21 protein-coding genes are annotated in these 23,102 nt (G+C 29.2%); 7 read left to right on the top strand and 14 right to left on the bottom strand.

What is annotated here, in order from left to right; genetic code table 11:
- Positions 1-311: 311 nt before the first annotated feature.
- The 8 genes from L8W68_RS05165 to L8W68_RS05130 all read right to left on the bottom strand — a co-directional run bounded on the left by L8W68_RS05165 (position 312) and on the right by L8W68_RS05130 (position 8,361).
- Entirely contained in the window at positions 312-809 is a 498-nt protein-coding gene (locus L8W68_RS05165; RefSeq protein WP_263675256.1) for a TlpA family protein disulfide reductase, read from the bottom strand.
- Positions 770-1,261 (bottom strand): TlpA family protein disulfide reductase, encoded by a 492-nt coding sequence (locus L8W68_RS05160; protein WP_263675255.1) that lies wholly within the window; start codon positions 1,259-1,261, stop codon positions 770-772. The genes L8W68_RS05165 and L8W68_RS05160 overlap by 40 nt, the downstream gene beginning before the upstream one ends.
- Positions 1,251-1,907 carry an ABC transporter ATP-binding protein gene (locus L8W68_RS05155; protein WP_012661870.1) on the bottom strand — a complete coding sequence of 219 codons (657 nt, stop codon included), beginning with the start codon at positions 1,905-1,907 and terminating at the stop codon, positions 1,251-1,253. Before L8W68_RS05155 ends, L8W68_RS05160 begins: the two co-directional genes overlap by 11 nt.
- The gene (locus tag L8W68_RS05150; protein WP_263675254.1) at positions 1,907-3,022 is read right to left on the bottom strand and encodes an ABC transporter permease; all 1,116 of its coding nucleotides are present in this window, start codon (positions 3,020-3,022) and stop codon (positions 1,907-1,909) included. Before L8W68_RS05150 ends, L8W68_RS05155 begins: the two co-directional genes overlap by 1 nt.
- Entirely contained in the window at positions 3,012-4,304 is a 1,293-nt protein-coding gene (locus L8W68_RS05145; protein ID WP_263675253.1) for an ABC transporter permease, read from the bottom strand. Before L8W68_RS05145 ends, L8W68_RS05150 begins: the two co-directional genes overlap by 11 nt.
- Positions 4,294-5,715, bottom strand: a complete 1,422-nt coding sequence (locus L8W68_RS05140) for a Fe-S-containing protein (RefSeq protein ID WP_263675252.1) — start codon at positions 5,713-5,715, stop codon at positions 4,294-4,296. The genes L8W68_RS05145 and L8W68_RS05140 overlap by 11 nt, the downstream gene beginning before the upstream one ends.
- A 76-nt stretch (positions 5,716-5,791) precedes the next feature.
- Positions 5,792-6,313, bottom strand: a complete 522-nt coding sequence (locus tag L8W68_RS05135; protein WP_012661874.1) for a ferrirhodotorulic acid transporter, periplasmic binding protein — start codon at positions 6,311-6,313, stop codon at positions 5,792-5,794.
- Positions 6,310-8,361, bottom strand: a complete 2,052-nt coding sequence (locus L8W68_RS05130; RefSeq protein WP_263675251.1) for an FTR1 family iron permease — start codon at positions 8,359-8,361, stop codon at positions 6,310-6,312. The genes L8W68_RS05135 and L8W68_RS05130 overlap by 4 nt, the downstream gene beginning before the upstream one ends.
- Before the next feature lie 325 nt (positions 8,362-8,686).
- Here L8W68_RS05130 and L8W68_RS05125 point away from each other — a divergent pair, with 325 nt between their 5' ends.
- On the top strand, positions 8,687-10,021 hold the full coding sequence (locus L8W68_RS05125) for a cation:dicarboxylate symporter family transporter (RefSeq protein ID WP_263675259.1): 1,335 nt from the start codon (positions 8,687-8,689) through the stop codon (positions 10,019-10,021).
- Here the strand turns inward: L8W68_RS05125 and L8W68_RS05120 are convergent.
- Both L8W68_RS05120 and L8W68_RS05115 read right to left on the bottom strand, forming a co-directional pair.
- Positions 10,018-10,866 (bottom strand): aminotransferase class IV, encoded by an 849-nt coding sequence (locus L8W68_RS05120; RefSeq protein ID WP_263675258.1) that lies wholly within the window; start codon positions 10,864-10,866, stop codon positions 10,018-10,020. The genes L8W68_RS05125 and L8W68_RS05120 overlap by 4 nt on opposite strands.
- 19 nt (positions 10,867-10,885) lie before the next feature.
- Positions 10,886-11,863, bottom strand: a complete 978-nt coding sequence (locus L8W68_RS05115) for a glycosyl transferase family 90 (protein ID WP_263675250.1) — start codon at positions 11,861-11,863, stop codon at positions 10,886-10,888.
- Positions 11,864-11,996: 133 nt separating this feature from the next.
- On the opposite strand from L8W68_RS05115, the gene L8W68_RS05110 reads away from it, so the two are divergent.
- Complete coding sequence (locus L8W68_RS05110) at positions 11,997-12,488, top strand: hypothetical protein (RefSeq protein ID WP_087700007.1); 492 nt, start codon at positions 11,997-11,999, stop codon at positions 12,486-12,488.
- Here the strand turns inward: L8W68_RS05110 and L8W68_RS05105 are convergent.
- Together L8W68_RS05105 and rsmH are read right to left on the bottom strand one after the other, a co-directional pair.
- Positions 12,485-13,405, bottom strand: a complete 921-nt coding sequence (locus tag L8W68_RS05105; protein WP_263675249.1) for a hypothetical protein — start codon at positions 13,403-13,405, stop codon at positions 12,485-12,487. The two genes, L8W68_RS05110 and L8W68_RS05105, sit on opposite strands and share 4 nt — an antisense overlap.
- Positions 13,406-13,408: 3 nt before the next feature.
- On the bottom strand, positions 13,409-14,326 hold the full coding sequence (gene rsmH / locus L8W68_RS05100) for a 16S rRNA (cytosine(1402)-N(4))-methyltransferase RsmH (RefSeq protein ID WP_263675248.1): 918 nt from the start codon (positions 14,324-14,326) through the stop codon (positions 13,409-13,411).
- Between the two features lie 59 nt (positions 14,327-14,385).
- On the opposite strand from rsmH, the gene L8W68_RS05095 reads away from it, so the two are divergent.
- The 5 genes from L8W68_RS05095 (at position 14,386) to L8W68_RS05075 (ending at position 20,405) form a co-directional block, all read left to right on the top strand.
- Positions 14,386-14,964, top strand: a complete 579-nt coding sequence (locus L8W68_RS05095) for a class II aldolase and adducin N-terminal domain-containing protein (protein WP_263675247.1) — start codon at positions 14,386-14,388, stop codon at positions 14,962-14,964.
- An 82-nt stretch (positions 14,965-15,046) separates the two neighbouring features.
- Positions 15,047-16,525, top strand: a complete 1,479-nt coding sequence (locus tag L8W68_RS05090) for a peptidylprolyl isomerase (RefSeq protein ID WP_263675246.1) — start codon at positions 15,047-15,049, stop codon at positions 16,523-16,525.
- A complete protein-coding gene (gene ftsA, locus L8W68_RS05085) occupies positions 16,522-17,901 on the top strand; it encodes a cell division protein FtsA (RefSeq protein ID WP_263675245.1) in 1,380 nt (459 codons plus the stop codon). Before L8W68_RS05090 ends, ftsA begins: the two co-directional genes overlap by 4 nt.
- An 11-nt stretch (positions 17,902-17,912) precedes the next feature.
- Positions 17,913-19,019, top strand: coding sequence for a cell division protein FtsZ (gene ftsZ / locus L8W68_RS05080; RefSeq protein ID WP_039626779.1), 1,107 nt, complete (start codon positions 17,913-17,915; stop codon positions 19,017-19,019).
- 21 nt (positions 19,020-19,040) lie between these two features.
- The gene (locus L8W68_RS05075; RefSeq protein ID WP_263675244.1) at positions 19,041-20,405 is read left to right on the top strand and encodes a nicotinate phosphoribosyltransferase; all 1,365 of its coding nucleotides are present in this window, start codon (positions 19,041-19,043) and stop codon (positions 20,403-20,405) included.
- On the opposite strand, the gene ispG is transcribed toward L8W68_RS05075, so the two are convergent.
- Both ispG and L8W68_RS05065 read right to left on the bottom strand, forming a co-directional pair.
- Positions 20,402-21,466, bottom strand: coding sequence for a flavodoxin-dependent (E)-4-hydroxy-3-methylbut-2-enyl-diphosphate synthase (gene ispG / locus L8W68_RS05070; RefSeq protein WP_412175556.1), 1,065 nt, complete (start codon positions 21,464-21,466; stop codon positions 20,402-20,404). The genes L8W68_RS05075 and ispG overlap by 4 nt on opposite strands.
- A gap of 55 nt (positions 21,467-21,521) precedes the next feature.
- Complete coding sequence (locus L8W68_RS05065) at positions 21,522-23,015, bottom strand: C69 family dipeptidase (RefSeq protein WP_263675243.1); 1,494 nt, start codon at positions 23,013-23,015, stop codon at positions 21,522-21,524.
- Positions 23,016-23,102 lie beyond the last annotated feature (87 nt).

Genomic DNA, 23,102 nt, shown 5'->3' with positions numbered 1-23,102 from the left:
CGTGAGGTGATTTTTAGATGAATTTTTATTCATTGAAAATTCCTTTCAAAAAATAGTTAATGTGTTGTTTGATTTATTGCTTGTTTATATATTTTTGTAATGAGTATTACCAATATATTCTTAACAATTAAGAAATGTTAATACTATATTTATAAATTTAAGCTTAATTATAAAAAATAATAAAATATTAGTATGATAAGAATATATTACATGAGCTTGAATGTATTGAAAAATAGGTGTTTGAATAAAAAATAATGTTATAAATTTTTAAATTATTTTTTACTGAAATATACTTTATAAAACACCTAAATCTATTGTAAAAATTTAATCTTATTTTCTAAAACACTTTTTGGGGTAAGTCCGATGAATTTTTCATTTATTTTACCTTTTTCATCATAAAAAACTATCACAGGCACGCCATAAATTCCACCCACAGCTTTAGATAAAAATGAACTTGCTTTGGCCTCATATAAAAGTGGCAAATCTAGCTTTTTTTCCAAAAGAATTTTTTGAGCTTCTTCTTTTGAATTAGCTCCATTTAGCACCGCTAAAATAGGAAAGTTTCTTTCTTTATAAAGCTCGTTTAGCATAGGAATTTGTGCATTACATGCACCACAATCTTGAGTGAAAAAAAATAAAGCATAAGCTTGATTTGCATTTTGCGTTTTTAAGGTTTTTTCAAAACCATCGTATTTAAAAGTATAGTTTTGATTTGAATTTAAGGTTTGAAATTCATTATTTGAGCATGCACTAAAGAAAAAAACGCTTATTAAAACCAAGAAGCAATAGATGCTTTTAGTTGCGACCATGGTTTTTCTCCTATGATTTTATCTTGTACAACTCCATCTTTAATGATAAAAGTAGTTGGCACCGCAAAAACACTAAATCTTTGCCATGAGATATCTAAATCATCTTGCAAAAATATAATATTTTTATAATCATACTTTGTAGCAAATTCTTCAAAATCCTTACCCTTATCTATAGAATCAAGCGCTAAAATAGTCATTTTTTTAGGGTATTCGTTAGCTAGTTTTTCCAAAAGTGGTAAGTCTTTTAAACAAGATGCACAACCTTGCTCCACAAAGGTTAAAACGATAAGATTATCAAAATCAGCTAGTTTGATTTTCTCACCTTGTAAATTTTTTGCTGCGATTTCTGGTGCTTTTAGACCTATTTTGCCACCATTTTTATTGTTGTTTTCAAAACACGCACTTAAAAAAACTAAACATAAACAAGCTAAAATTATACTTTTAATTTTCACTTTTCATCACTCCATGGCTTAAAATGATAGTTCTATCAGCAAAAGTAGCTAAGTCTGGATTGTGAGTGATTAAAACTATGGTTTTGCCATCTTGTTTTAATTTACAAAAAAGTTCTAGAATGTTTTTTTCATTTGCCTCATCTAAATTTCCAGTTGGCTCATCTGCTAATAAAATTTCAGGATCATTCACCAAAGCTCTTGCTATACACAGCCTTTGTTGCTCCCCGCCACTTAATTGGCTAGGTAAATGTGTAAGTCTGTGTGAAAGCCCTACTTTTTCTAATGCCATTATAGCGTCTTTTTGCTCTATACTTGAGTGATAAAACTGAGCTAGCATAACATTTTCTAAGGCATTTAAATAAGGTATTAAATGAAATTGTTGAAAAATTAAGCCTATTTTTTCTCTTCTGATCACGCTTTTTTCTTCTTCACTTAAATTTCCAACTTCTTTATCATCTAAAAAATACTCCCCACTACTTTGAGTATCCATTAAAGAAAGTATATTTAAAAGTGTTGATTTACCTGAACCTGATGGGCCCATAATGGCTAGCCATTCGCCTTGCTTTACCTCTAAGTTGATATTTTGCAAAGCTTTAACTTCATTAAAATTACGATTTAAATTTGAAATTTTTATAATATTTTTCATCACTCACCCTTTAAATTTTCACAAACATTGATTTTTAAAGCTTTTTTTAGCGGTAAGATACTTGCAAAAAATGCAAATACCAAAGAAACAAGTACCGCAAAAAACACTGAAAGCAATCTAAAATCTATACTTGCATTAAAAATTAAATATCCAAAAATATTTGCCAAAAAATATCCACAAAAAGCACCGAGCAAACTCGCACTTAAACTTAAAATAAACACTTCAGCTCCAAAGAGCTTGATGATTTCTTTATGCTTAGCCCCTAGTGCAAGGTGCAAGGCTATTTCTTTTTTTCTTGAAAAAATCACTGCACTAAGAGTGGTATTTACACTCAAAGAACTAATGAGTAAAATCGTTAAACTAATCAAAGCCATCAAAGCCTTGATCTTTTCTAAAATCACACCTTCACTAATGGATACTGAAGCTATGACTTTAGCTTCTACATTGCCCTTGCTAAGCTCTTTTGCTTTTTGATCTAAACTTTCATAATCGCCTAGTAAAATAGCTTGAGCATAATTTATCACCTCTTTAGCTGCTAATTCTTGCGCTTTTTTTAAAGAGATGATTAAAACCCCATCTTGCTCATCGTTACTTCTTAAAATAGCTTTGATTTTTACTTTGATTATTTTAGATATACTTGGATTATAAATTTGTAATTCTTGTCCTATTTTAAGCTCTAATTGTTTAGCTAAATCAGCCCCCACAAAGGCACTATCTTCACTAAAATCACTCAAAGAAAAACTTCCTTTTAAAACTTCCATAAAAGGCTTAGTAAGCTTTAAATTTGCAAAATCAACTCCAACAACTACCGCACTTGAACTTTCAAGATTATAAAAACCATATAAAAATGGGGTTAAAGCTTTTGCTTTCAAGTTTTCTTTGACTTGATTAAATTCATCCATACTTAAAAACTCATCATCTTTTGGTGTAATAATAAAATTAGCTCCATAAGCTTTTAATTCTTTAGATAATTTTGTGTCAATATCAAAATAAATATTAAAAAATGAAGCACTAACCATAGCACCCATAAACACAGCTATAAAAATAACACAAACTCTTTTATAAGAAAAAATAAGAGATTTAAAAACCTCTTGCATAAAAAAATTATTTGCCATATAAAACCTCTGAAGTAGAAAGTTTAGAAATTCCTTTAATAGAGAACAAACATCCTAAAAATACTATAAGCACCGCAAAAAATAAGCAAATTGGTAAAATAATCCAAGATATAGCAATAGTATGATCAAATATACTTAGAGCAATAACTTCTGAAACCCCAACGCCAAAAGCAAAACCAAAAACTGCTCCAACTAAAGCTACCACAACCCCTTCTAGTGCAAAAATCATATAAATTTGCAAAGTGCTAGCACCCAAAGCTTTTAAAAGTCCTATTTCGCTTTTTCTTCTAAAAATATCCGCACTCATTAAAGATGATATAGCTATGGAAGCTACGATTAAACATATAATGCTAACTACACCCATTAAAGATTGAATTTTAGATACTATCAAACTTTCTGCATCTGAAATCGCACTCACTACTTTTGTGCTAGCACCTTTAAAATCTTCTGCGATTTGATAAGCAATAGAACTTACATAAGCAGTACAATACCACTGATCATACTCAAGCTGATTAAGACTATCTACATCACGTCTTGCTTTTTGCGCTAAATCGTTTTCAGGTATAGTCAAAGCTGAAACTTCTGCTTTGGCAAACAAACCTTCTTTTTTAGAAAGTTTTTGTGCTAAAAGTAAAGAAGTAATGATTTTGTTTGAAAAGGCTTGAGTTAAGTCTATAATACCAACAATTTTTACTTTAAAAATTTGATCATTTTGCACAAGGGTGATTTCATTATCTATTTTTAAATCATACTTTTGTGCTAAGTCTTTTCCTAGCATTATTTCATCTAAACTATCATCTTTTGGATAATTTCCTTTGATTTGACTATATTTGTATAATTCTTTAATGCCTGCATAAAAATCATCATCATCTTGCACCTTTATAGCTTTATCAAAATAAGTTCCCACTAAAGAGATATTTTCATAATTTGCATTTGGAGTTTGAATTTTTACTTGGGTATCTAAAAATGGCGCAAAGGCGTTGATATTATTTCTCCAAAAAATTTCTTTTATAGTATGGAGTTTGCTTTCTTCTAAAAAATTTTGATTTTTCAAAGGCTCATAGATTTTATTACCCACTTCCACACTTAAACTTGCGCCTTTAGGTAAAACTAAAATATTTGATCCATAACTTCTTAATTCTTTTGTGATTTCATTACCTATGCCCAAAGTAAGATTTAACATAGTAGCCATAAGTAAAGTAGCTAAAAAAATCGTTAGTAAAGCAAGAGATTTTTGAATTTTATTTTGAAAAATGGAATTTTTTACAATCTTAATTTGCATAGTCATTTCCTAATAAATTATGAATTCTATATTTTGAAGTCTTATTCATATCGATGTATTTTAAAGGATCATTTTTAAACTCTTCATAATTTTTTTCATTAGCAAAAAAATATGTTCTTCCTTTATAAACATAAGATCTTGGTGCTTTTAAATTAATTAGTTCAGTATTATCAATAGGATCATAAACTTTCTTTTCTACTACTTGAGTGAAAAAATTTACCCCATCTAAAATTTCTGAAAAAGGTATGATAACCTTACCATTTTCAAATTTATATTTCATAGGGATAGGATTGCACCCACCTGCTTTACCTACACTTGGTAAGAAAATTCTAACATTACATGAGATACAAATTAACTCTCCACCTTTTTTAACATACCCCATATCCCCACATATACTACAAGCATCAAAAACCGCTACTGGCGAGTCTTTATCTTCTCTTTTGTTAATTAAGAAAAATCTCACTACCTTACCCTCATCACTAATATAAGCAAAGCGATGTAAATTATTATCTCTTAAAATCGCTACATCAAAGACAAATTCATCATTTTCATTTGGCTCTACATAGGTTGGCTCATCTATGGTTACCGGTCTTGAAGCATGTAAGTCATAAAAGAGAAAAATACAAAGACTTAAAATCATAGCACTAAAAATACTTGCACTAAAGCTAGTTATAGTTGAATTTTTTGCTTGATTTTTTCTAAATTCTATATCAAAATCTTTTTTCTTGGTGTTTTCACTTACTCTTTGCTTTAGAGCTAAGACTATACAAATAAATAATAATAAAAACCATATGTATGTATAAAATTTAGCATAATATACACTTTTTGCCACATAGCTTAAATACAAACTTTCTGTTTCTATCACACCTTCTCTCATAAGGTGTAATAAAATTTGTGCTAAAGCTTCATTTAGATAAAAAATCACAATAATAAATAAAAATAAATTTAAAAACTTAAATTTAAATTCCCTTAGCCATCTTGTAAAAAGATAAACCCCAAAACACACAACAAAAGCAAGTAAAATAAGCCCAAAAGAGCTAATCGCTAAAGAATCTAAAAAATTAGTGCTTAATATAGGAAAGTCTATAGAAATATGTAAGTATTTTATACCAAAAGCAAAAGATAATAAAAAAAGAAATATTGCTTGAATTTTTTCTTTTAAAAAATTATTTTTCATAAAAGAAAAAATGATAATACCCAAAGACAATAAAACAAATAAAATATCATTAGAAAAATACAGCAAATCATAACTTAGTGTTTTAGCGCTAATAAAAAAAGCAAAATAAGAAAAAACAAAACCCACAAAAGCAAGTTTAAACACTAAAGAATTTTTTAGATTATAAAAAAATAAAGCACTCAAAAGCGCATAAGAAAAAAACACTCCAAAAAAATGTACAAAATAAATCGACATAGGCTCTTCTTTGATAGAATTTATTTATAAAATCAATAATTTTATAAATAAACCCTAGCAAAAAGCTAGGGAAAAATCACTTAGGTTTTCCTGTGTATTTGAAGTTGTATTTAACTGAAAATGGCTCAAACCACTTGCCAACACCTGTTTCTTTATCAACATGGCGTCCAAAACCTTGTTTTTCTGGACTTTCTATTAAAAATACTAACTCATAATTTCCTATACCTGTATCCATTTTTAAATTTGCACCATAGTGAGGGCCATCATCTGCTACCATAGGCATAAGAGTTCCTGTTTTTACTTTACCATTATCAAGATTAGTTAGCTTATAAGCTATAGTTAAATAAGGGATCCAAAAGCCTTCTGGAAAGCCGTTTTTATTGCCCTTTAATGCATGAATATCTGCTTCAAGGTGAATATCTGCTAAACTTGCTGCAAGGTCAATCCCTCTTGGCTCCATTTCGATTGGTTGTAAATAAACCGCTGCTATTTCCATACCATTTAACTCATAAGGATCGCCAATTGGTACCTCTGCTGCAAAAACTGAACTAGCTAAAATACTAGCTGCTGCGCCTAAACTTAATAAAGTTTTTTTCATATTTTTTCCCTTTTATTTGAAATTTGCTTTGTTATAAAAATACCCATAATGAGTAAGATTAAAACCATAAACTGAGGTATGATGCTCTCATAGTAAGGATAAATTCCAAGCCATAAAATTCCTTCAAAATCAAAAGGAAGTAAGCTTGGGGTGATAACCTTAGCTTCTATGAGCTCACCAATGCCTTTGCCTGTAAAGACAAAGACCATATAAAAAATAATGTATGAAGTTATATAGAAAAATTGTTTTACTGGTATTTTTAAAGCACCAGCTTTTAATAAATAATAAAGTATTATAAGTATGATTAATCCACTAGCTAATCCTATAAATATAAAACTATAGTCCGTGCTTGTTTTTGCATCAAATAATAAAGCTTGATAAAAAAGAATAGTTTCAGCACCTTCTCTATATACAGCTAAAAACACACTAAACCATAAGGTTTTTGCTGAATTATTTGAGATAGCTTCAACTGCTTGAGTTTTTACATAATTTGCCCATTTTTTATTTTGTGCATTTGATAAAAGCCAAAAACCCACATAAAATAGTAATGCAACAGCCGCAAGCATAGTAATGCCCTCTAAAAGTTCTCTGCTTTGCCCTGCTTGTTCTTTAAAAATCCATGATATAAAAAATGCCGTTACAAAGCTTAAAAACACTCCACTCCAAAGTGCTGAATATACTATATTTAAACGCTTTTTATTGCCACTTTGAACTAGGTATGAAACTATAGCTACAATGATAATTAAAGCTTCCAAACCCTCTCTTAAAATAATACCTAAAGCCCATATAAATAAAGACATAGGCGAAGATTCTTGAATTTTATCCAAAGAGCTTTCTACTAAGGCACTAAGCTCATCAAAATTTTGCTTTAATTCTTCTTTAGAGGCACTTGCTTTAATAAGTGCAACACCTTTTGAAAAATAACTTTCTATTTTTAATTTTAAAGCACTATCAATAGCACCAATTTTACTTTCCATACCACTTGCTTCAAAAATATCCAAATACACATTTTGTAAAGCATCTATGCTATTTAAATTAAATCCCTCATAATTTTGCAAAATATCATTAAGAGCAATTTTCATATCATCATATACTTTAGTATAGTTTTTAGTACTCATAGTATTTTCATCAAAGCCTTTAACTTGAAGTAAGGCTAATTCTTCTTTAGGTAAAGCTAAAAACGCTTCATATAATAAATCTGATATGTTTGAAATTTCATCTCTAATAGTTTTTTCATCTAAAGTATTAGCATTGATTTTTCTTATAATAGTTCTAAGCTTGGTTTGAATTTTTTTATCCGCCCCTGCTTTAGTATATCTTGCCACTAAAACTTCTACTTTTGAATTTCTATAGTCTTCAAATAATGCTGATTGAATCAAATCTTTAGCTTTTTGATGGTCTTTATTTACAAAAGCTAATGCAGCTTGATCAAGCTTTGAAATCATAGAATCCATCAAAAATTGCAATCTTGCATCCAAAGCTGAAGCTTCTTGCAAAGCTAGCAATGCTTCATCTTTTTGGGTGCTTTGCTCTTGAGCAATCAAACTTTGAGTTGAGTTTTGTGAAGTTTGCTCTTTAACATTCTCTCCAAGTAAAGCTGCAAACATCGCCTCAGCTTGCGCTTGGCGCTCTTTTTCTGCTTTTAAAGATGAGCTTTCAGCTGCTTTTTTATCATAATTTACATCACTAGCTTCAGCTTTAAGCTGGAAGCCTTTTTCTAAAATAGGAACTACTTCATCTAAATCAAAATACAAACTACTAATCAAAGCTTCTATTTTAGAAAAATCTTCTTTATCTTTATATAACTTTCTTAAATTAACAAATTTACGCTCCATAACAATGGCTTTTCTGCCAACATTACGCCCAATAGAACCTTCCATGGTTTCAAAATGCTGAAAGTATGCATCTTCTGCCTTTTTTTTCGCTTCTAAATTTTTATTTTCTTTATATAAGAGCATACTTTCATTTAAAATTTGTTTGATTGCTTGGGCTTCTTTTTGATAATCAATCTCTCTAGCATAAACAATAGAACAAAATAAAAAAATCATTAACAAACTTATTTTTTTAAACACTATTTTACTCCGAAATGATATTCATTTTTAAAATCATAGTCGCAAGTATAGTACTAGCTTTCTTAAATTTAGATAAACATTATCATTATTTATTTCATAATAAATAATACAAAAATACTACAAAATGCTACTTTTAGCTACAAAATAAGCTAAAAAATTCTTATTTTTAAGAATATTGTTTATTTTTTATTTATTTTAATCATAAAAATAAGTTTTTATTTGCTAATATGTGTTGTTTTTAAAATTACAAGGAGTTTTTGTGCTAGTAATCACTCATGAAAAACCAAGCAAGCTCAAAAAAATGTTAAAAAATTTAGGTTTTTGGGTGATTATAGGAATTATAGCTGGCATTAGCCTTGGTTTATTAGATAAAGAACTTGCACTAGCTAGTAAAATCGGGGTAGATTATTTTATACAAGCTTTAAAAATTCTCATAGGACCTATTATATTTTTAACTATTGTTTTAGGAGTTGTTAGTCTTGAAAGCTTAAAACAAGTTGGAAGTATAGGCGCTAAAGCCTTACTATACTTTGAAGTAGTGAGTACTTTTGCTTTAGCTATTGGTATTTTTATGGCAAATATTATGGGACCTGGAAAAGGAATGAACCTTGATCCAAGCACCTTAGATAAAGATAGTGTAGCTCAATTTGTCAATAACAATATAGAAATAAGCGCGCAAAATGAGATTTTGCATATTTTAAAAGACGCTATACCTACTGACATCATCGCTGCTTTTAGCGAGGGAAAAACTTTGCAAATCTTAGTTATAGCCCTAGCTTGTGCTTTTATTATTTCGCTTATGAGAATTGATGAGAGAAAAGCTATACAAAAAACATTAGAAATAATGCAAAGTTTTGTTTTTAAAATTCTAGAAATCATTATGTATTTTTCTCCTATTGCCGCTTTTTCTGCGATGGCTTTTTTAGTGGCAAAATATGGGCTTGATTCTTTATTAAATTTAGGATATTTGCTTATTGTTATGTTACTTGCTTCTTTACTCTTTATCTTTGGGGTTTTAGGAATTATTTGTTTTATTGCTAAAGTTAATATTTTTAAATTTATGCGTTTTATTTCAAGAGAAGTTTTGATAGTTTTTGCTACAAGTTCTAGCGAATCAGCATTAGCTCCACTTATGAGAAAGCTTGAAAAAGCAGGAATTTCAAAAGCCACTGTGGGTTTGGTATTGCCAACTGGGTATAGTTTTAATCTTGATTGTACTAATATTTATTTGGCTATGAGTTTGATTTTCCTTGCACAAGCTTTTAATGTAGAGCTTTCTTTAACACATGAAATTAGCATTTTAATCGTATTAATGATAGCCTCAAAAGGTGCTGTTGGTGTAACTGGTTCAGGTTTTATCATACTAGGAAGCACACTTGCAGCTTTATCTAATATGCATATAGCAGAAGCTAATAATGGCTTAGGAGCAAGCTTAGGAGAGGTTTTACCTGTGGCTGCTATTTCTATACTTTTGGGTGTAGATAAGTTTATGTCTGAAATTCGCGCAGTAGGAAATTTATGTGGAAATAGCGTAGCAGCTTTAATCGTAGCTATTTGGGATAAACAAATAGACTGGGAAAAATTCCGCTACGCTCTTGATAATCCTAAAGAATTTACAAATGCAGGTTTTGATTAAAAAACCTCTTTTTGTATTTTTTCTACATATTTTTCTCTTAGCTTTTGGGTATAAAAACCTACCCTACCATCATTAATCACCTTGCTATCTGCTTTTATAACACCCAAAATCAAAAAAGTAGCTGCGGAAATAAACACCTCATCAGCTTCATACACTTCTTTCATGCTAAAAGCTCTTTGATCTACTTTAAGATCAAGTTCTTTGGCAAATTTCAAGATATTTTTACGGCGAATTCCTGGCAAAATTTCATTAGAAAATGGCTTAGTGATTAAAGTTTTATCTTTTATAATAAAAGCTGAACTACTAGAAGCTTCCGTTACTAAAGCATTTTCTACCATAAAAGCTTCAAAAACCTTAGCTTTTATAGCTTCTTCTTTTGCAAGACATTGAGCTAATAAAGAAATTGATTTTATATCCCTTCTTTTCCACCTTAAATCAGCTGTTGAAATAACACTCACCCCGTTTTTAGCACACTCATGCTCAATCACCTTGCATTCAAAAGCAAAAGCCATAATAGTAGGTTTTAATCCCTTTAAAAGAGCAAAATTTCTACTAGCAACCCCTCTAGTAACTTGCATATAAAGCCCGCCTTCTTTAAGAGAGTTTTTAATGATTAATTGCTCTAAAATATTTTCAAATTCTTCTTTTGTATAAGGAATTTGTAATTCAATTTGAGCCAAACTGCGCTCAAAACGCTCCCAAAATTCTTCTTTGTCAGCTATTTTTGCATTTACCACAGGAACTACTTCATAAATTCCATCTCCAAAGATAAAACCTCTATCAAAAACACTCACTTTAGCTTCACTAGCTTTTACAAACTCATCATTTAAAAACACCATTTCCATTTCTTGCACAAATCCTCCTTTAATCAAATAAATCAACAATATCTTTTGGTAAATCAAGCTGATTAGAATAATAAAAATACTTAGCTAAAACTAAAATTCCTATATAAAATTCTATCTTTTCATCTAAAAATTGCTCTATGTAAGCATGGGCATTTTGAATAATTTCTTTTGCTCTATGCGGATTAGCTAAATAATAATCAAGCAAAGCTTCTACATTTTCATAATCATCATCAATCAAAGCAAAGTGCTCATTTGGAGCTAGTTTTCCTTCCATAAACCAAGTTTCATAGCGCATTTTTGGTGCCAAAACCAAAGAATTTGTTTTCATCGCCCACTTTAAATTGCTTGCTACATCATTACCTTCTAATGAAAGTAAAAATTTAAACTGAGTTTGATAGGCTCTACTGATTTTAAAATTTAAATTTTTAATCCATTTTTCGGCTTGAATTTTTCTACCACCAACATGAGCAATATCACAACGAGCATTATCAAAATACTTTTCAAAAAATTTAATACGATGAGGCTGATAAATCGCACCTCTAAAAAAAAGCAAATCTTTTTTATCTTCAAATTGGTTTTTATCCTGTATAAAATCAAAATGTCTGTTTTTGTCTAATTTTAAAATGATATTATTAAAACCATTTTCAACCGGTCTTGATTTAGCTATACTTGGATATTTAAGATTATAACTAATATCTCCAAAACCTTTAATCCATAAAAAATCATCATCAAAATACTTACTGATTACATAAGCATCATAAGCATAGGAAGTTTTTTTAAAAGGAAATTTTCCTATTTTTTCATAATTTTGAAAATTTTTTATATCAAAAAAATCATTTTGTAGATTATAATAATTTAAACGAGTAATAATATTATCTATATTTTTTGATTTTAAAATTTCTTTTAAAATATTTTGCAATTGATTTTGATAAATTTTTCTAGGTATAAAACTTTTAGCTATGCCTTTTACATTCATCATAAATCTAGAATCTGCCATTTTTTTCTTTCTTTTGATATCAAAATAATATAAATTTTAACACAAGATTTCATTTACAAGACTTAAAATTTAGTTTATTTAAAAACAAAAATGTTAAAATCACAAAAATCACATACTAATTTTGGGTAAAACAATGAAAATACAAGAATTTATTTTAAACTTTATTTTTAAAGTTTCAAATCAACCTGTTAATTTAAAAGATTTACTAGAAGCAAACGCCTTGCTTAATGAAGGCATGATGGTAGATCCTGCAAAATTAAATTTTAAATTTAAAGTGTTTAATTCTTATCTTATTTATGCATTTTTTTGTGCTTTAATTATCATTCCTCTAATTTTAATTACACATTATTTTTTAACAATTATTGATTTTCATATTAGTATTTTAAGTGCTATTTTTGTTACTGCTTGTGTTTTTATTGGCTATGATATTTTTAAAATTTACACTAGAAAAATCATTAGCAAAAGATTACTAAAAAAAGCCTGGGCTTTGCATTTTCCATATTTTGCTTATGAAAAATATTCAAAAATAGCAGAAAATATTTATAATCAAGCTATTAAAGAAGAAATTCCAAAAAATCAACTCGAGCAATATGTTTTAGAAAAAATCATTCAAACACAAGATTAATCTAAAAAGTCTAAAACTTGATTTTGAAAATACAGTGCTTCAAGCTGTCTTTGAAGTTCTTTGTTTTCTTCATCTAAAACAAGCTCTTGCGATCTTAAATCTGCTATATCTCTACTTACATAATAAATTTGATTTCTAATATAAATTTGTGGGAAAAATATCAACAAAGCAAATGCTATCATTAAACCTGCATATAATAAATTTTTAGGACTTAAATTTTTATTTTCCTCACTTACTATGCTATCTAAAAGCTCATATTTATCTTCTTGATTATATTCTTGGTTTTCTTCAAGTCTTACTTTTTCTTCTAAAATTTTTTGTTCTTGTTTGGCTAATTTTTCTTTTTCTTTTAATTCTTCTTGAGCTTTTTTTATTTTTTCTTGTTCGATTTTTTTTTGCTCTTTTAATTCTTGTTTGAGTTTAGCTTTTTCTTTTCTTTTTTCTTTTAAATCTTGAAATTTTGACGCGACAAAAACATTACTTTGAGTAAGAATTTTAGATATTTGAATAGGATCTTTATTTTCTTGCTTTTTTTCTGTTTTTTTTACTTCTTGTGGCAATTTGCCACTTTTAAGCGTTTTAGAATTTGCAATATTTTTTTTATCGAATTTTTCTTTTTGTTTTTTGAAAAAATTAAGTTGAAGTTTAAAAGGTTTTTTTTCTTCTAATTTAACATTAATCAAATCTTCTTTTAAATAAATAGCAGATTGTTTTTTAGGTTTTTCTTCATATTCTTCATCAAAATCTGTAAATTTGGGTCTTTTTTTACGTTGTATTCTATTTTTTAATATACGATCACTTTCATTAAAATTTTGCTCATATTCTTCATAAGGCCTACCTTCTTTAATAGCCCTAGAATATTTCAACATTTTTTCACGTATATTTTGTTTTTCTTTTAAAAAATCATCTTCAACCATTATTTACCTAAAATAAAAAATTCTCATTTTTGCACAACTTGATCTGCTATTATAGCTTATTTCTTCTTTGGAGGCACTTATAGCTTTTTTACTTAAAATTTTCCCAAGACTATGATTTTTACCACATTCACATTTTATGGCTCTTTCATCACAAATACAGTCTTTTTCCCATCTTTTAAAAGTATTTTTTACTATTCTATCTTCTAAAGAATGAAAGCTAATAATAGCTAATTTACAATCTCTTAATTTTGCTTTTTCTATATTTTCAAGTAAGGATTTTAATTCGCCAAGCTCATTATTTACTTCTATGCGTAAAGCTTGAAATACAAGTAAAACTAAAGACACATTGCGTCCTTTTAGCTTAGTATTTCCTATGATTTGACTTAATTCTTTTGCGCTTGTAATCTCTTTTTGACTTCTTGCATTGATGATTTTTTGAGCAAGCATTGAAGCAACCGGTGCTAAATCTCCATAGTCTTTGAAAATTTGCTCCAAGGCTTCCTTGTTGTAAGAATTTACCACTTCTTTAGCGCTTAAAGGGTTATTTTGATCCATTCTCATATCTAAAAAATCAGAATTTAGTGAAAAACCTCTATCATTTTTGTCAAGCTGCAAAGAAGATACACCAATATCAGCTAAAATTCCTCTTATGTTTTGCGTTGAAATTTGAGTTAAAATATCTTTAAAACCTATATGATTAAAACTTATTCTATCTTGAAAATTTTTTAAAAACTCTTTGGAAAAATTTAAAGCCTCTAAATCTTTATCGCAAGCAATTAATCTTAATTTTTCATGAGCTTGCAATAATGCTTTAGAATGCCCTCCATAACCCAAAGTACAATCTAAAAAATCTCCACTATCAAAATCATCAAAAGCATTTAAAACTTCTTGTAATAAAACAGGAATATGTGGACTTTGCAAAATAAACCTTTTAATTTTTTTAGTATAATATCTTAGCAAAGTTTAAAACAAGGTTTTTAATGAATAAAGAAAATATTATTTCTCAAATTAAAATGCTTTCTACTTCAATGTTTAAAAAAAATTTTTTTGGGATTTGCCATGGTTCAGTTTCAGCAAAACTATCCCAAAGCTCTTTTATTATAAATAAAAATGACACTTTTTTAAATCAGCTAGATGAAAAAAGTCTAAGCATTTTAAAATTTGCAAAAGACTATAGTTGGAATGAAGCTAGCAATGACTCTGAAATCCATAAAAGTATATATGAGAATATACCTGAAGCCAAATTTGTATGTTTTGCTTGCCCAGCTTACACTTTATCCATGAGTTTAAATCATGATTTTATAGCACCTCAGGATTATTTTGGTGAAATTTTTCTAGAAGAAATTCGAGTTTATAATCCTAAAAGTTATGAAGATTGGGAGGATAGATCACAAACTGAAATTTATCGTTATATGCTAGAACAAAAGCAAAATTTTGTCGTTGTAAAGGGTTATGGCATATTTGCTTATGGTAGAACAAGTTATGAATTAGGTAAAATTATAGATTTAATTGAAAATTCTTGCAAAATTATCCATTTAGCTGAAACAAATTTATCATAATCTATGTAAAATTAATTTTGTATTAATCACAAATTATCTATAATGTATGGTTTAATTTATTTAATTATGGATTGGGGTAAAAATGCTCACTTGGATGCAGCATCATAAAAAATATTTAGTTGTTACTATTTGGATTAGTGTTATTGCTTTTGTTGGAGCAGGTTTTGTTGGTTGGGGGAGTTATGATTTTAACACAGATAGATCTAATTCTGTTACAAAAGTAGGCGATGAAAAAATAAGCTATGATGAGTTTAATCTCAAATATTCTCAATTATTTAGCTATTATTCTCAGCTAAACAATGGCAATTACACACAAGAACAAGCACAAAAAGATGGCTTGGATACTCAAGCTATCAATGAACTTATACAAGAAAAATTACTACTTTCTTATGCTAAAACTTTGGGTTTAAATGTGAGCGAGGAAGAAATTGCTTATGATTTAGCACATCAAAAAATCTTTCATAATGCTTCAGGTGTTTTTGATAAAAATTTATACTACAATCTACTTGCAAGAAACAACTATACACCAAAAACTTATGAAAAAATCATTCATGATGAGTTGTTACTTAAAAAAATCAATGCTATTTTAAATTTACAAATCAAACCAAATGAGCTTGATATGTTTGGTGCAAGTTTTTTAATGCAAGATAGTTTAAAAGTCCAAGCTATAAAACTTGATAACAAAAATATAACAATTGATGAAAAAGAGTTAAAACAAACTTGGGAGAAAAATAAAGAACTTTATAAAACACAAAAAAGCTACGAACTTGCAACTTATTTTTTAAACCCTGATATAATCAAAGTTGATGATAAAGAGATCCAAGCCTACTATGAAGAAAATAAAAATGACTATAAAGATTTTGCAGGGAAAATTCTAAGTCTAGAACAAAGCAAAGATAAAGTGATAAAAGATTTAAAACTTTCTAAACTTAAACTTAAAGCCAATGAAAGCTATGTGGCTTTGAGAAAAAATGAGCTTAATTTTGATAAAAATATCACAATCAGCGATGCTGATATTTATTATCCTTTAGAAAATATACAAAAAGCTAAAGAAAATGATTTTATCAAACCTTTTAAATTTGAAAATGGCTATATGGTTGCAAAAGTTATAAAAATAAATCCTATACAAACTATGACTTTTGAGCAAGCTAAAAACGAAGTAAGTAAACTTTACATTAAAGAAAAAACTAAAGCCTTATTAGAAGAAAAAGCAAAACTTGCCCTAGATAATTTCCAAGGCATAGACATAGGAACTTATAGTCGCGACTCAGCCAAAAATGCAAAAGTAGGTGATATGATGAATGATACTGAATTTAGCGAGTTTTTAATGCATGTATTTGACTCAAACAAAGCTAAATCTTATGTATTGTTTGATGATAAAGCAATTGTTTATGAAATCACAAAACAAACTTTAGAAAATAAAAATAAAGAAGAAATTTATAAATTCATCATAGAGCAAAGTGCCAGACAAACTAAACAAGCTTTACTTAAGGAAGAATTATTAAAAAAACTTATAGAATTATATCCAATTCAACGCTATTATAAAGGAAATACAAATTGAATATTTTAGGAATTGATTTAGGCTCAATACAAACTTGCGCCATATTAGCACAAAAAAGCGAAGAAGGACTTAAAATCATTGGTTTTGGAAAGTCAAAATCAAATGGTATAAAAAAAGGAGCAATTACTAATATAGAACTTGCTTCAAAATCTATAGAAGAGGCAGTAGCTGATGCACAAATGATGTCAGGCGTGCATTATGATAAGGTAATTGTATCCATTTCAGGTGCTTATGCAAAAAGCGTAGATAGCATAGGTGTGGTTAATATACCAAATCATGAAATAGGTATTAAAGAAATTCATAGAGCAGTAAGCACAGCAAAACATACTGCAAATATACCTAGCGGATATGAAATCATTCATGTATTACCTTATAATTTTAAAGTAAATGATCTTGAACATGTAGAAGATCCTTTAGGAATGAGCGGAAATCGCCTTGAAGTTTCTACACATATTGTAATCTCACAAGAAGTGCATATTAAAAATCTAAAGAAAGCCGTGGAGCTTGCCGATCTTAGAGTAGATAACATCGTTCTTTCAGGATATGCTTCTTCTATTGCATGTTTTGATGATAGTGAAAAAGAATTAGGTGCTATTTTAATCGATATGGGTGGAGCAGTTTGTGATATGGTCATTCATGCGGGTAATTCTATACGCTATAATGAATGCTTACAAATTGGTTCAGTAAATATCACTAATGATTTATCCATAGCTTTACATACCCCACCAAAAGAAGCGGAAAAACTAAAATTAAATTACGCATCTTTAGCACAAAATGAAAACTCAATCATACAAATTCCATACATGGGTGATGAAAAAAGAAAAAATGAAGTTTCAGTAGAAGTTATATCTAATGTAATTTATGCAAGAATTGAAGAAACTATTATTATTTTAGCTAAAATGCTAAGCGACAATGCTTGTGCAAATCAAGCAGGAGCAGGCATAGTATTAACAGGTGGAATGACAAAATTTGCAGGACTTGACAAACTTGCTTCAGCTTATTTTGATAATAAAGCTGTTAGAATAGCGACCGCAAAAAAAGATACTATGGATGGCTTTAAAGAAATTTTTGAAGATGCAGAAAATAGCTGCGCTATAGGTCTTTGTTTATATGGTGGTGGACATTTTACTCCTTATGAGTTAGACTCTAATGAGAAGCTAAGATACAAAGGAGAACCTGAGTTTATCAATAAACAGATTAAACAAAATCTCACCATAGAAGAGCATGAAGAAGAAAACAAAGATTTTGAAGAAATTTTTCAAGATCAAAAAGACTTTGAAGAGGAAAAAGCAGAATTAACAAAAGTTGAAACCAAAAAAGATAAAAAATCAGGTTTTATGCATAAATTTTGGAATAAATTAATAAACCAGTTCTAATAGGAGATACAATGAGCGAATATCTAGTAGAAGAAATGCAACACGCAAAAGGTGCAAAAATAAAAGTCATAGGCTGCGGTGGCGGTGGCGGTAATATGATAGATCATATGGTAAATATGGGTTTACATGATCTTGATCTTATTTCAGCTAATACTGATGCACAAGCTATAGCTAAATCTTTAGCAAAAACTAGAATTCAACTAGGTGAGAAAAAAACCAAGGGTTTGGGTGCTGGAATGCAACCAGAAATTGGAGCAGAAAGCGCAAGAGAAAGTTTTGAAGAAGTAAAAGCTGCTTTAAGTCAAAGCGATATAGTATTTATTTCAGCAGGACTTGGTGGTGGAACTGGTACAGGTGCGGCTCCTGTTGTAGCACAAGCTGCTAAAGAAGTAGGCGCATTAACCGTTTCAGTTGTAACCATGCCTTTTGCATTTGAGGGAAAACAAAGAAAAAAATTAGCAGAAGCTGGCTTGGCTGAATTAAAAAAAGAAAGTGATTCTATCATTGTAATCCAAAATGAAAAACTTCTTAGCATACTTCCAAAAAAAGCAGGTATAAAAGAAGCATTTAAACTAGTTGATGATATCTTAGCTAGAGCTGTTAGGGGTATGGTTTCTATCCTTTTAGAAGATGGCGATATTAATGTTGACTTTGCTGATGTTAGAACTGTTATGAGCCACAGAGGTTTAGCACTAATGGGCGTGGGTCATGGAGAAGGTGAAAATGCTATCATGGACGCATTATCAAGTGCTATAGAATCTCCATTATTAGATGGTATGACTATGAAAGGCGTTAAAGGCGTAATTATCCATTATAAAATTGGTCCTGAATGCTCATTGATAGAAATTTCACAAGCTACTCAAAGCATTAGCGATATAGCAGATGAAAATGCAAAAGTAATCTTTGGTGCAACTACTGATGAGAGTATGGGTGATCGTGTTGAAGTAACTATCATTGCTACAGGTTTTGAAGATAAAGCTGAAATAGAAAGTGCTAAAGAACAAGAAGAAAGTAAAAAAAATAGCTATATGAATTTGCGCAAAGCTAGCGGTGGATTTGATGAAGAAGTAATTTCTCAACTTGACGTTCCTGCTTTCTTGCGTCGCCAAATGGATTAATTTTTTAGTAAAAATCCTTATATGAATTCTTCATTATTATGTGATTTTTACGAACTAAGTATGGCTTATGCTTATTTTAAACAAAATATGCATAGGCAGATTGTTTATTTTGAAGTTTTTTTTAGAAAAGCTCCCGATAATGCTTCTTATGCTGTTTTTTGTGGATTAGAACAAATCATAAATTATATTAATCATTTTTCTTTCTCTCAAAGCGATATAGAATTTTTAAAAAATACTCACAAATTTGATGATGATTTTTTAAACTACCTTTTAACCTTAAATTTTAGCGGGGATATACTAAGTGTTAAAGAAGGTGAATGTGTTTTTGCTAATACACCTTTAATGATCATCAAAGCACCTATAATAGAAGCTTTATTATTAGAAACTTTCATACTTTTAACCCTAAATCATCAATGTCTAATTGCCACTAAAGCTAGCAGAATTGCTCAAATTGCAAAGGAAAAATTACTCTTAGAATTTGGCTCTCGTAGAGCCCATGGAGAAAGTGCAGCTTTAAATGGTGCTAGAGCTGCTTTTATAGGTGGTTTTCATGCAAGCGCTTGTACTTTAGCTGGGAAAAAATTTGACATTCCTATAAACGGAACCATGTCTCATGCTTGGGTGCAAATGTTTGATGATGAACTAAGTGCTTTTAGAGCATATTGTCAAATTTATAAAGATAATATAAGTCTTTTGATTGATACTTATGATTATAAAAAAGGTATTGAAAATGCTATTTTAGTTTTTAATGAGTTAAATGCGCAAGATTCTATGCAAAATTATTCTATCCGTATTGACTCAGGAGATTTGCTGAAAATCTCTAAATATATTAGAAAAAAACTAGATCTTGCTAACTTAAAAAAATGCAAAATCATAGCTAGTAATGCTTTAGATGAGTTTATCATAGAGAAATTACTAAAAAACAAAGCTCCAATCGATGCTTTTGGTATTGGAGAAAAGCTTATTACTTCGGCAAGTTCGCCTATTTTTGGAGCTGTTTATAAGCTTGTTGCATTAGAAAAAAACCATCAAATCATCCCTAAAATCAAAATCAGCGCAAGCTCAAGCAAAACAACCTTGCCACATTTTAAAAAACTTATAAGGTATTATAAAGAAAATAAAGCAAGTTTTGATATCTTATATGCACATGATGAAAATATCAAAAATTACCAAGGTTATACATATAAAAATTTACATGAGCTTATTTTTATAGATGGAAAATTAATCTATGAGCTTCCTAACTTGAAAAATATTCAAGAGTATCATAAAAAAAGTGTTGATGGTTTGGATTTTAAACTAAAAAAACTTCAAAATCCAAGTATTTATAAAGTAAAAATTTCTAAAAAATTACAAAATATGCAAAAAACTTACTTAGAAAAAAATTAATCTTTTTCTCTAAGTTTTACCTCATCTTCTACTTCAAGTAAAAATCTATCCACAAGCTCATCTTCTTTTAATTTTGCCACTACTTCGCCATGTCTTATAACTAAACCTTGATTTTTTCCAAAAGCAATCGCCACATCAGCACCCTTAGCCTCACCCAAGGCATTTACAACACAACCCATAACACTTATATTTAATGGCTCTTTTATATGCTTAGTTTTTTCTTCTACTATTTTAATCGCTTTAATCAAATCACTTTGAATTCTTCCACAAGTTGGGCATGAGATGATATTTACTCCACTTTTTTGCACTCCACTATCTTGCAAAATCGCTCTTGCTACTTTAATCTCTTCTTCAAGCTCCCCTGTCATAGAAACTCTCATTGTATCGCCTATACCTTTTAAAAGCAAATTTCCTAAGGCAATCGAGCTTTTAACCGTGCTATGAAATTTAGTTCCTGCTTCAGTAACTCCTAAATGAAACGGATAATCACAAAGTGGTCTTAGAGCTTCATAAGCTTTTATAGTATTTTGCACATCTGAAGTTTTCATAGAAATTTTAATGTCAAAAAAGTCTAAATCTTCTAGTAATTTTATATTATACAAAGCACTCTCAAGCATAGCCTCTATATTATAACCATATTTATCGCTAAATTGTTTTTCTATAGAACCATGATTTACCCCTATTCTAATAGGAATTTTTCTTTGCTTACAAGCTTGCACCACTTCTTTAATATTTTCTTTTGAGCCTATATTTCCTGGATTAATTCTCACCCCATCGATAAATTCAGCGCAAAAGACTGCTAGCTTGTGATTAAAATGTATATCCACTATTAAAGGTAAGGGGCTTTTTGCTTTAATTTCTTTTAAAGCTCTTGCATCTGCCATATCCAAACAGGCTAAACGCACTATATTCGCGCCAGCAAAATAAAGTCTATTAAGTTGCTCTAAACAACCTTCAATATCTCTTGTTTTAGTAAAAAGCATAGATTGCACTGAAATAGGAGCATCACCACCTATTAAAACATTACCTACTTTTATTTGTCTTGTTTTATATCTTGTCATTAAAATCACTCTAAAATTATTTTAGAGTATTATAGCCCAAAAATGGGCTATATTATTAATCTTTTTTATTTTTATTAAGAGATTTGTATTTTATATCTGTATCTCTTGTTAAAAGAGTAAAAATTTGATTTGTTAAATCTTGAGTAAGTTTTTTAGCTTCCTTTTGATTTTGTAATGAAAAATCAACTAAAATTTGCTTTGCTTTATTCTTGTCTTTTTTATAAAGACTTAAATATTCTTTTTCCATAGCTTCTTGTTTTAAAGATGTATCTTTTTCAAATTTAGCATAAGCATTTTTTACAATAGGAGCATATTTATTATAATCGCTCATTACAAGAGTTTGCAACTTGCGATAAATCCAATAAATTGATTCATCATCAGCTTCATTTGTTCCTTGTTGATATCCTGCAATAAACTCATCATTACCAAAATAATAAGGCAAATACACACTCAAATCAGCCATTCCTATTGCGACATAATTTAACCTACCTATTTCTTTAGGAAGCCACGGCCTAACTTGCATAATGTGAGATTCATAAGTTCTAAACACACTCACAACACGGTAAATGTTTTCATTTTCATTGAAATTTGCATATGGATCATATTTTGTTCCATCATAGTGCGATCTTAAAGCTTTTTTTAAATCATCCACACTAAGTTTTTGCTCAGGTTGTAAAAACACATTAAAATTAGCACCATTTTTTACATCTTGATTTAAAGATGGATTAAACATTTTTTGTATCCACCAAACTCTAGGATAATTATAAGTTAAATCTCTATCATCATTTCTTGTATAAACTTTAAAAAAATCAAAATCCTTATCCACTTTAGGATTATACGCTTTATGAATGACGGCAAAATTTATTAAATTTTTAGAATGCAAGGTATTTTCATCGTTGAATTTTAATTGCTTCAACCTACCCTGGTTTGCGCTAACAAAATACGAATTATTAGGAATTTTTACAGCCATCCACTGATGTGCTGTGGCACTTTCTAAATACCAAATTTCTTTAGAATCCACAAAAGCCACTCCAAAACCCTCAGCAGCTCCTTGCTTTTCTATAATATCACCCAATAACAAAACACCTTCTTTTGCACTTTTAATTCTTGGAAGCAAAACATCTAAAATATCATCTTCACTAATACCATTTTTTTCATTATAAGGATCAAATTTTAAAAGTTCATCTTTTGCATAAATTGATTCAGTAGCACTTATCCCAACACCCTTTTCATTAAAACCAGTAGCACCATGTAATTTACTTTGCCAATTAGCTATAGTGCTATATTGAAAAGATTTAGCAGGTAAAGGGTGGGTAAAATCATTCATTCCTTGATGTGCTTTAGTGCTATAAATACCTTTTTGATTTTCAACTCTTGGATGGATTAAAAAAACCTGTGCTTTATCTGCTTTACTATCAGCACTTCTTGCAACTAGCATAGAGCCATCTTTACTTGCTTCATTTGGTACTAAAATAGTAGTGCAAGCCAAAGCATTATTAAGCAAAGCACCAAAAAGTACACAACTTGTAAGAAAACTAAACTTTTTCATTTTCTCTCCTTTAAATTTAAGAAATTAAAAAAGTATATTCTTATCAAAATAAATTTAAAATTAAAAATAAAATATTGTTTTTATTAT

Origin of the sequence: Campylobacter sp. FU_497, from assembly GCF_025772425.1 — a bacterium.
GTDB classification, from domain to species: Bacteria; Campylobacterota; Campylobacteria; order Campylobacterales; family Campylobacteraceae; genus Campylobacter_D; species Campylobacter_D lari_C.
Note: the sequence above shows the minus strand (reverse complement) of the source record. Positions and strands in the feature narration are given on the sequence as shown.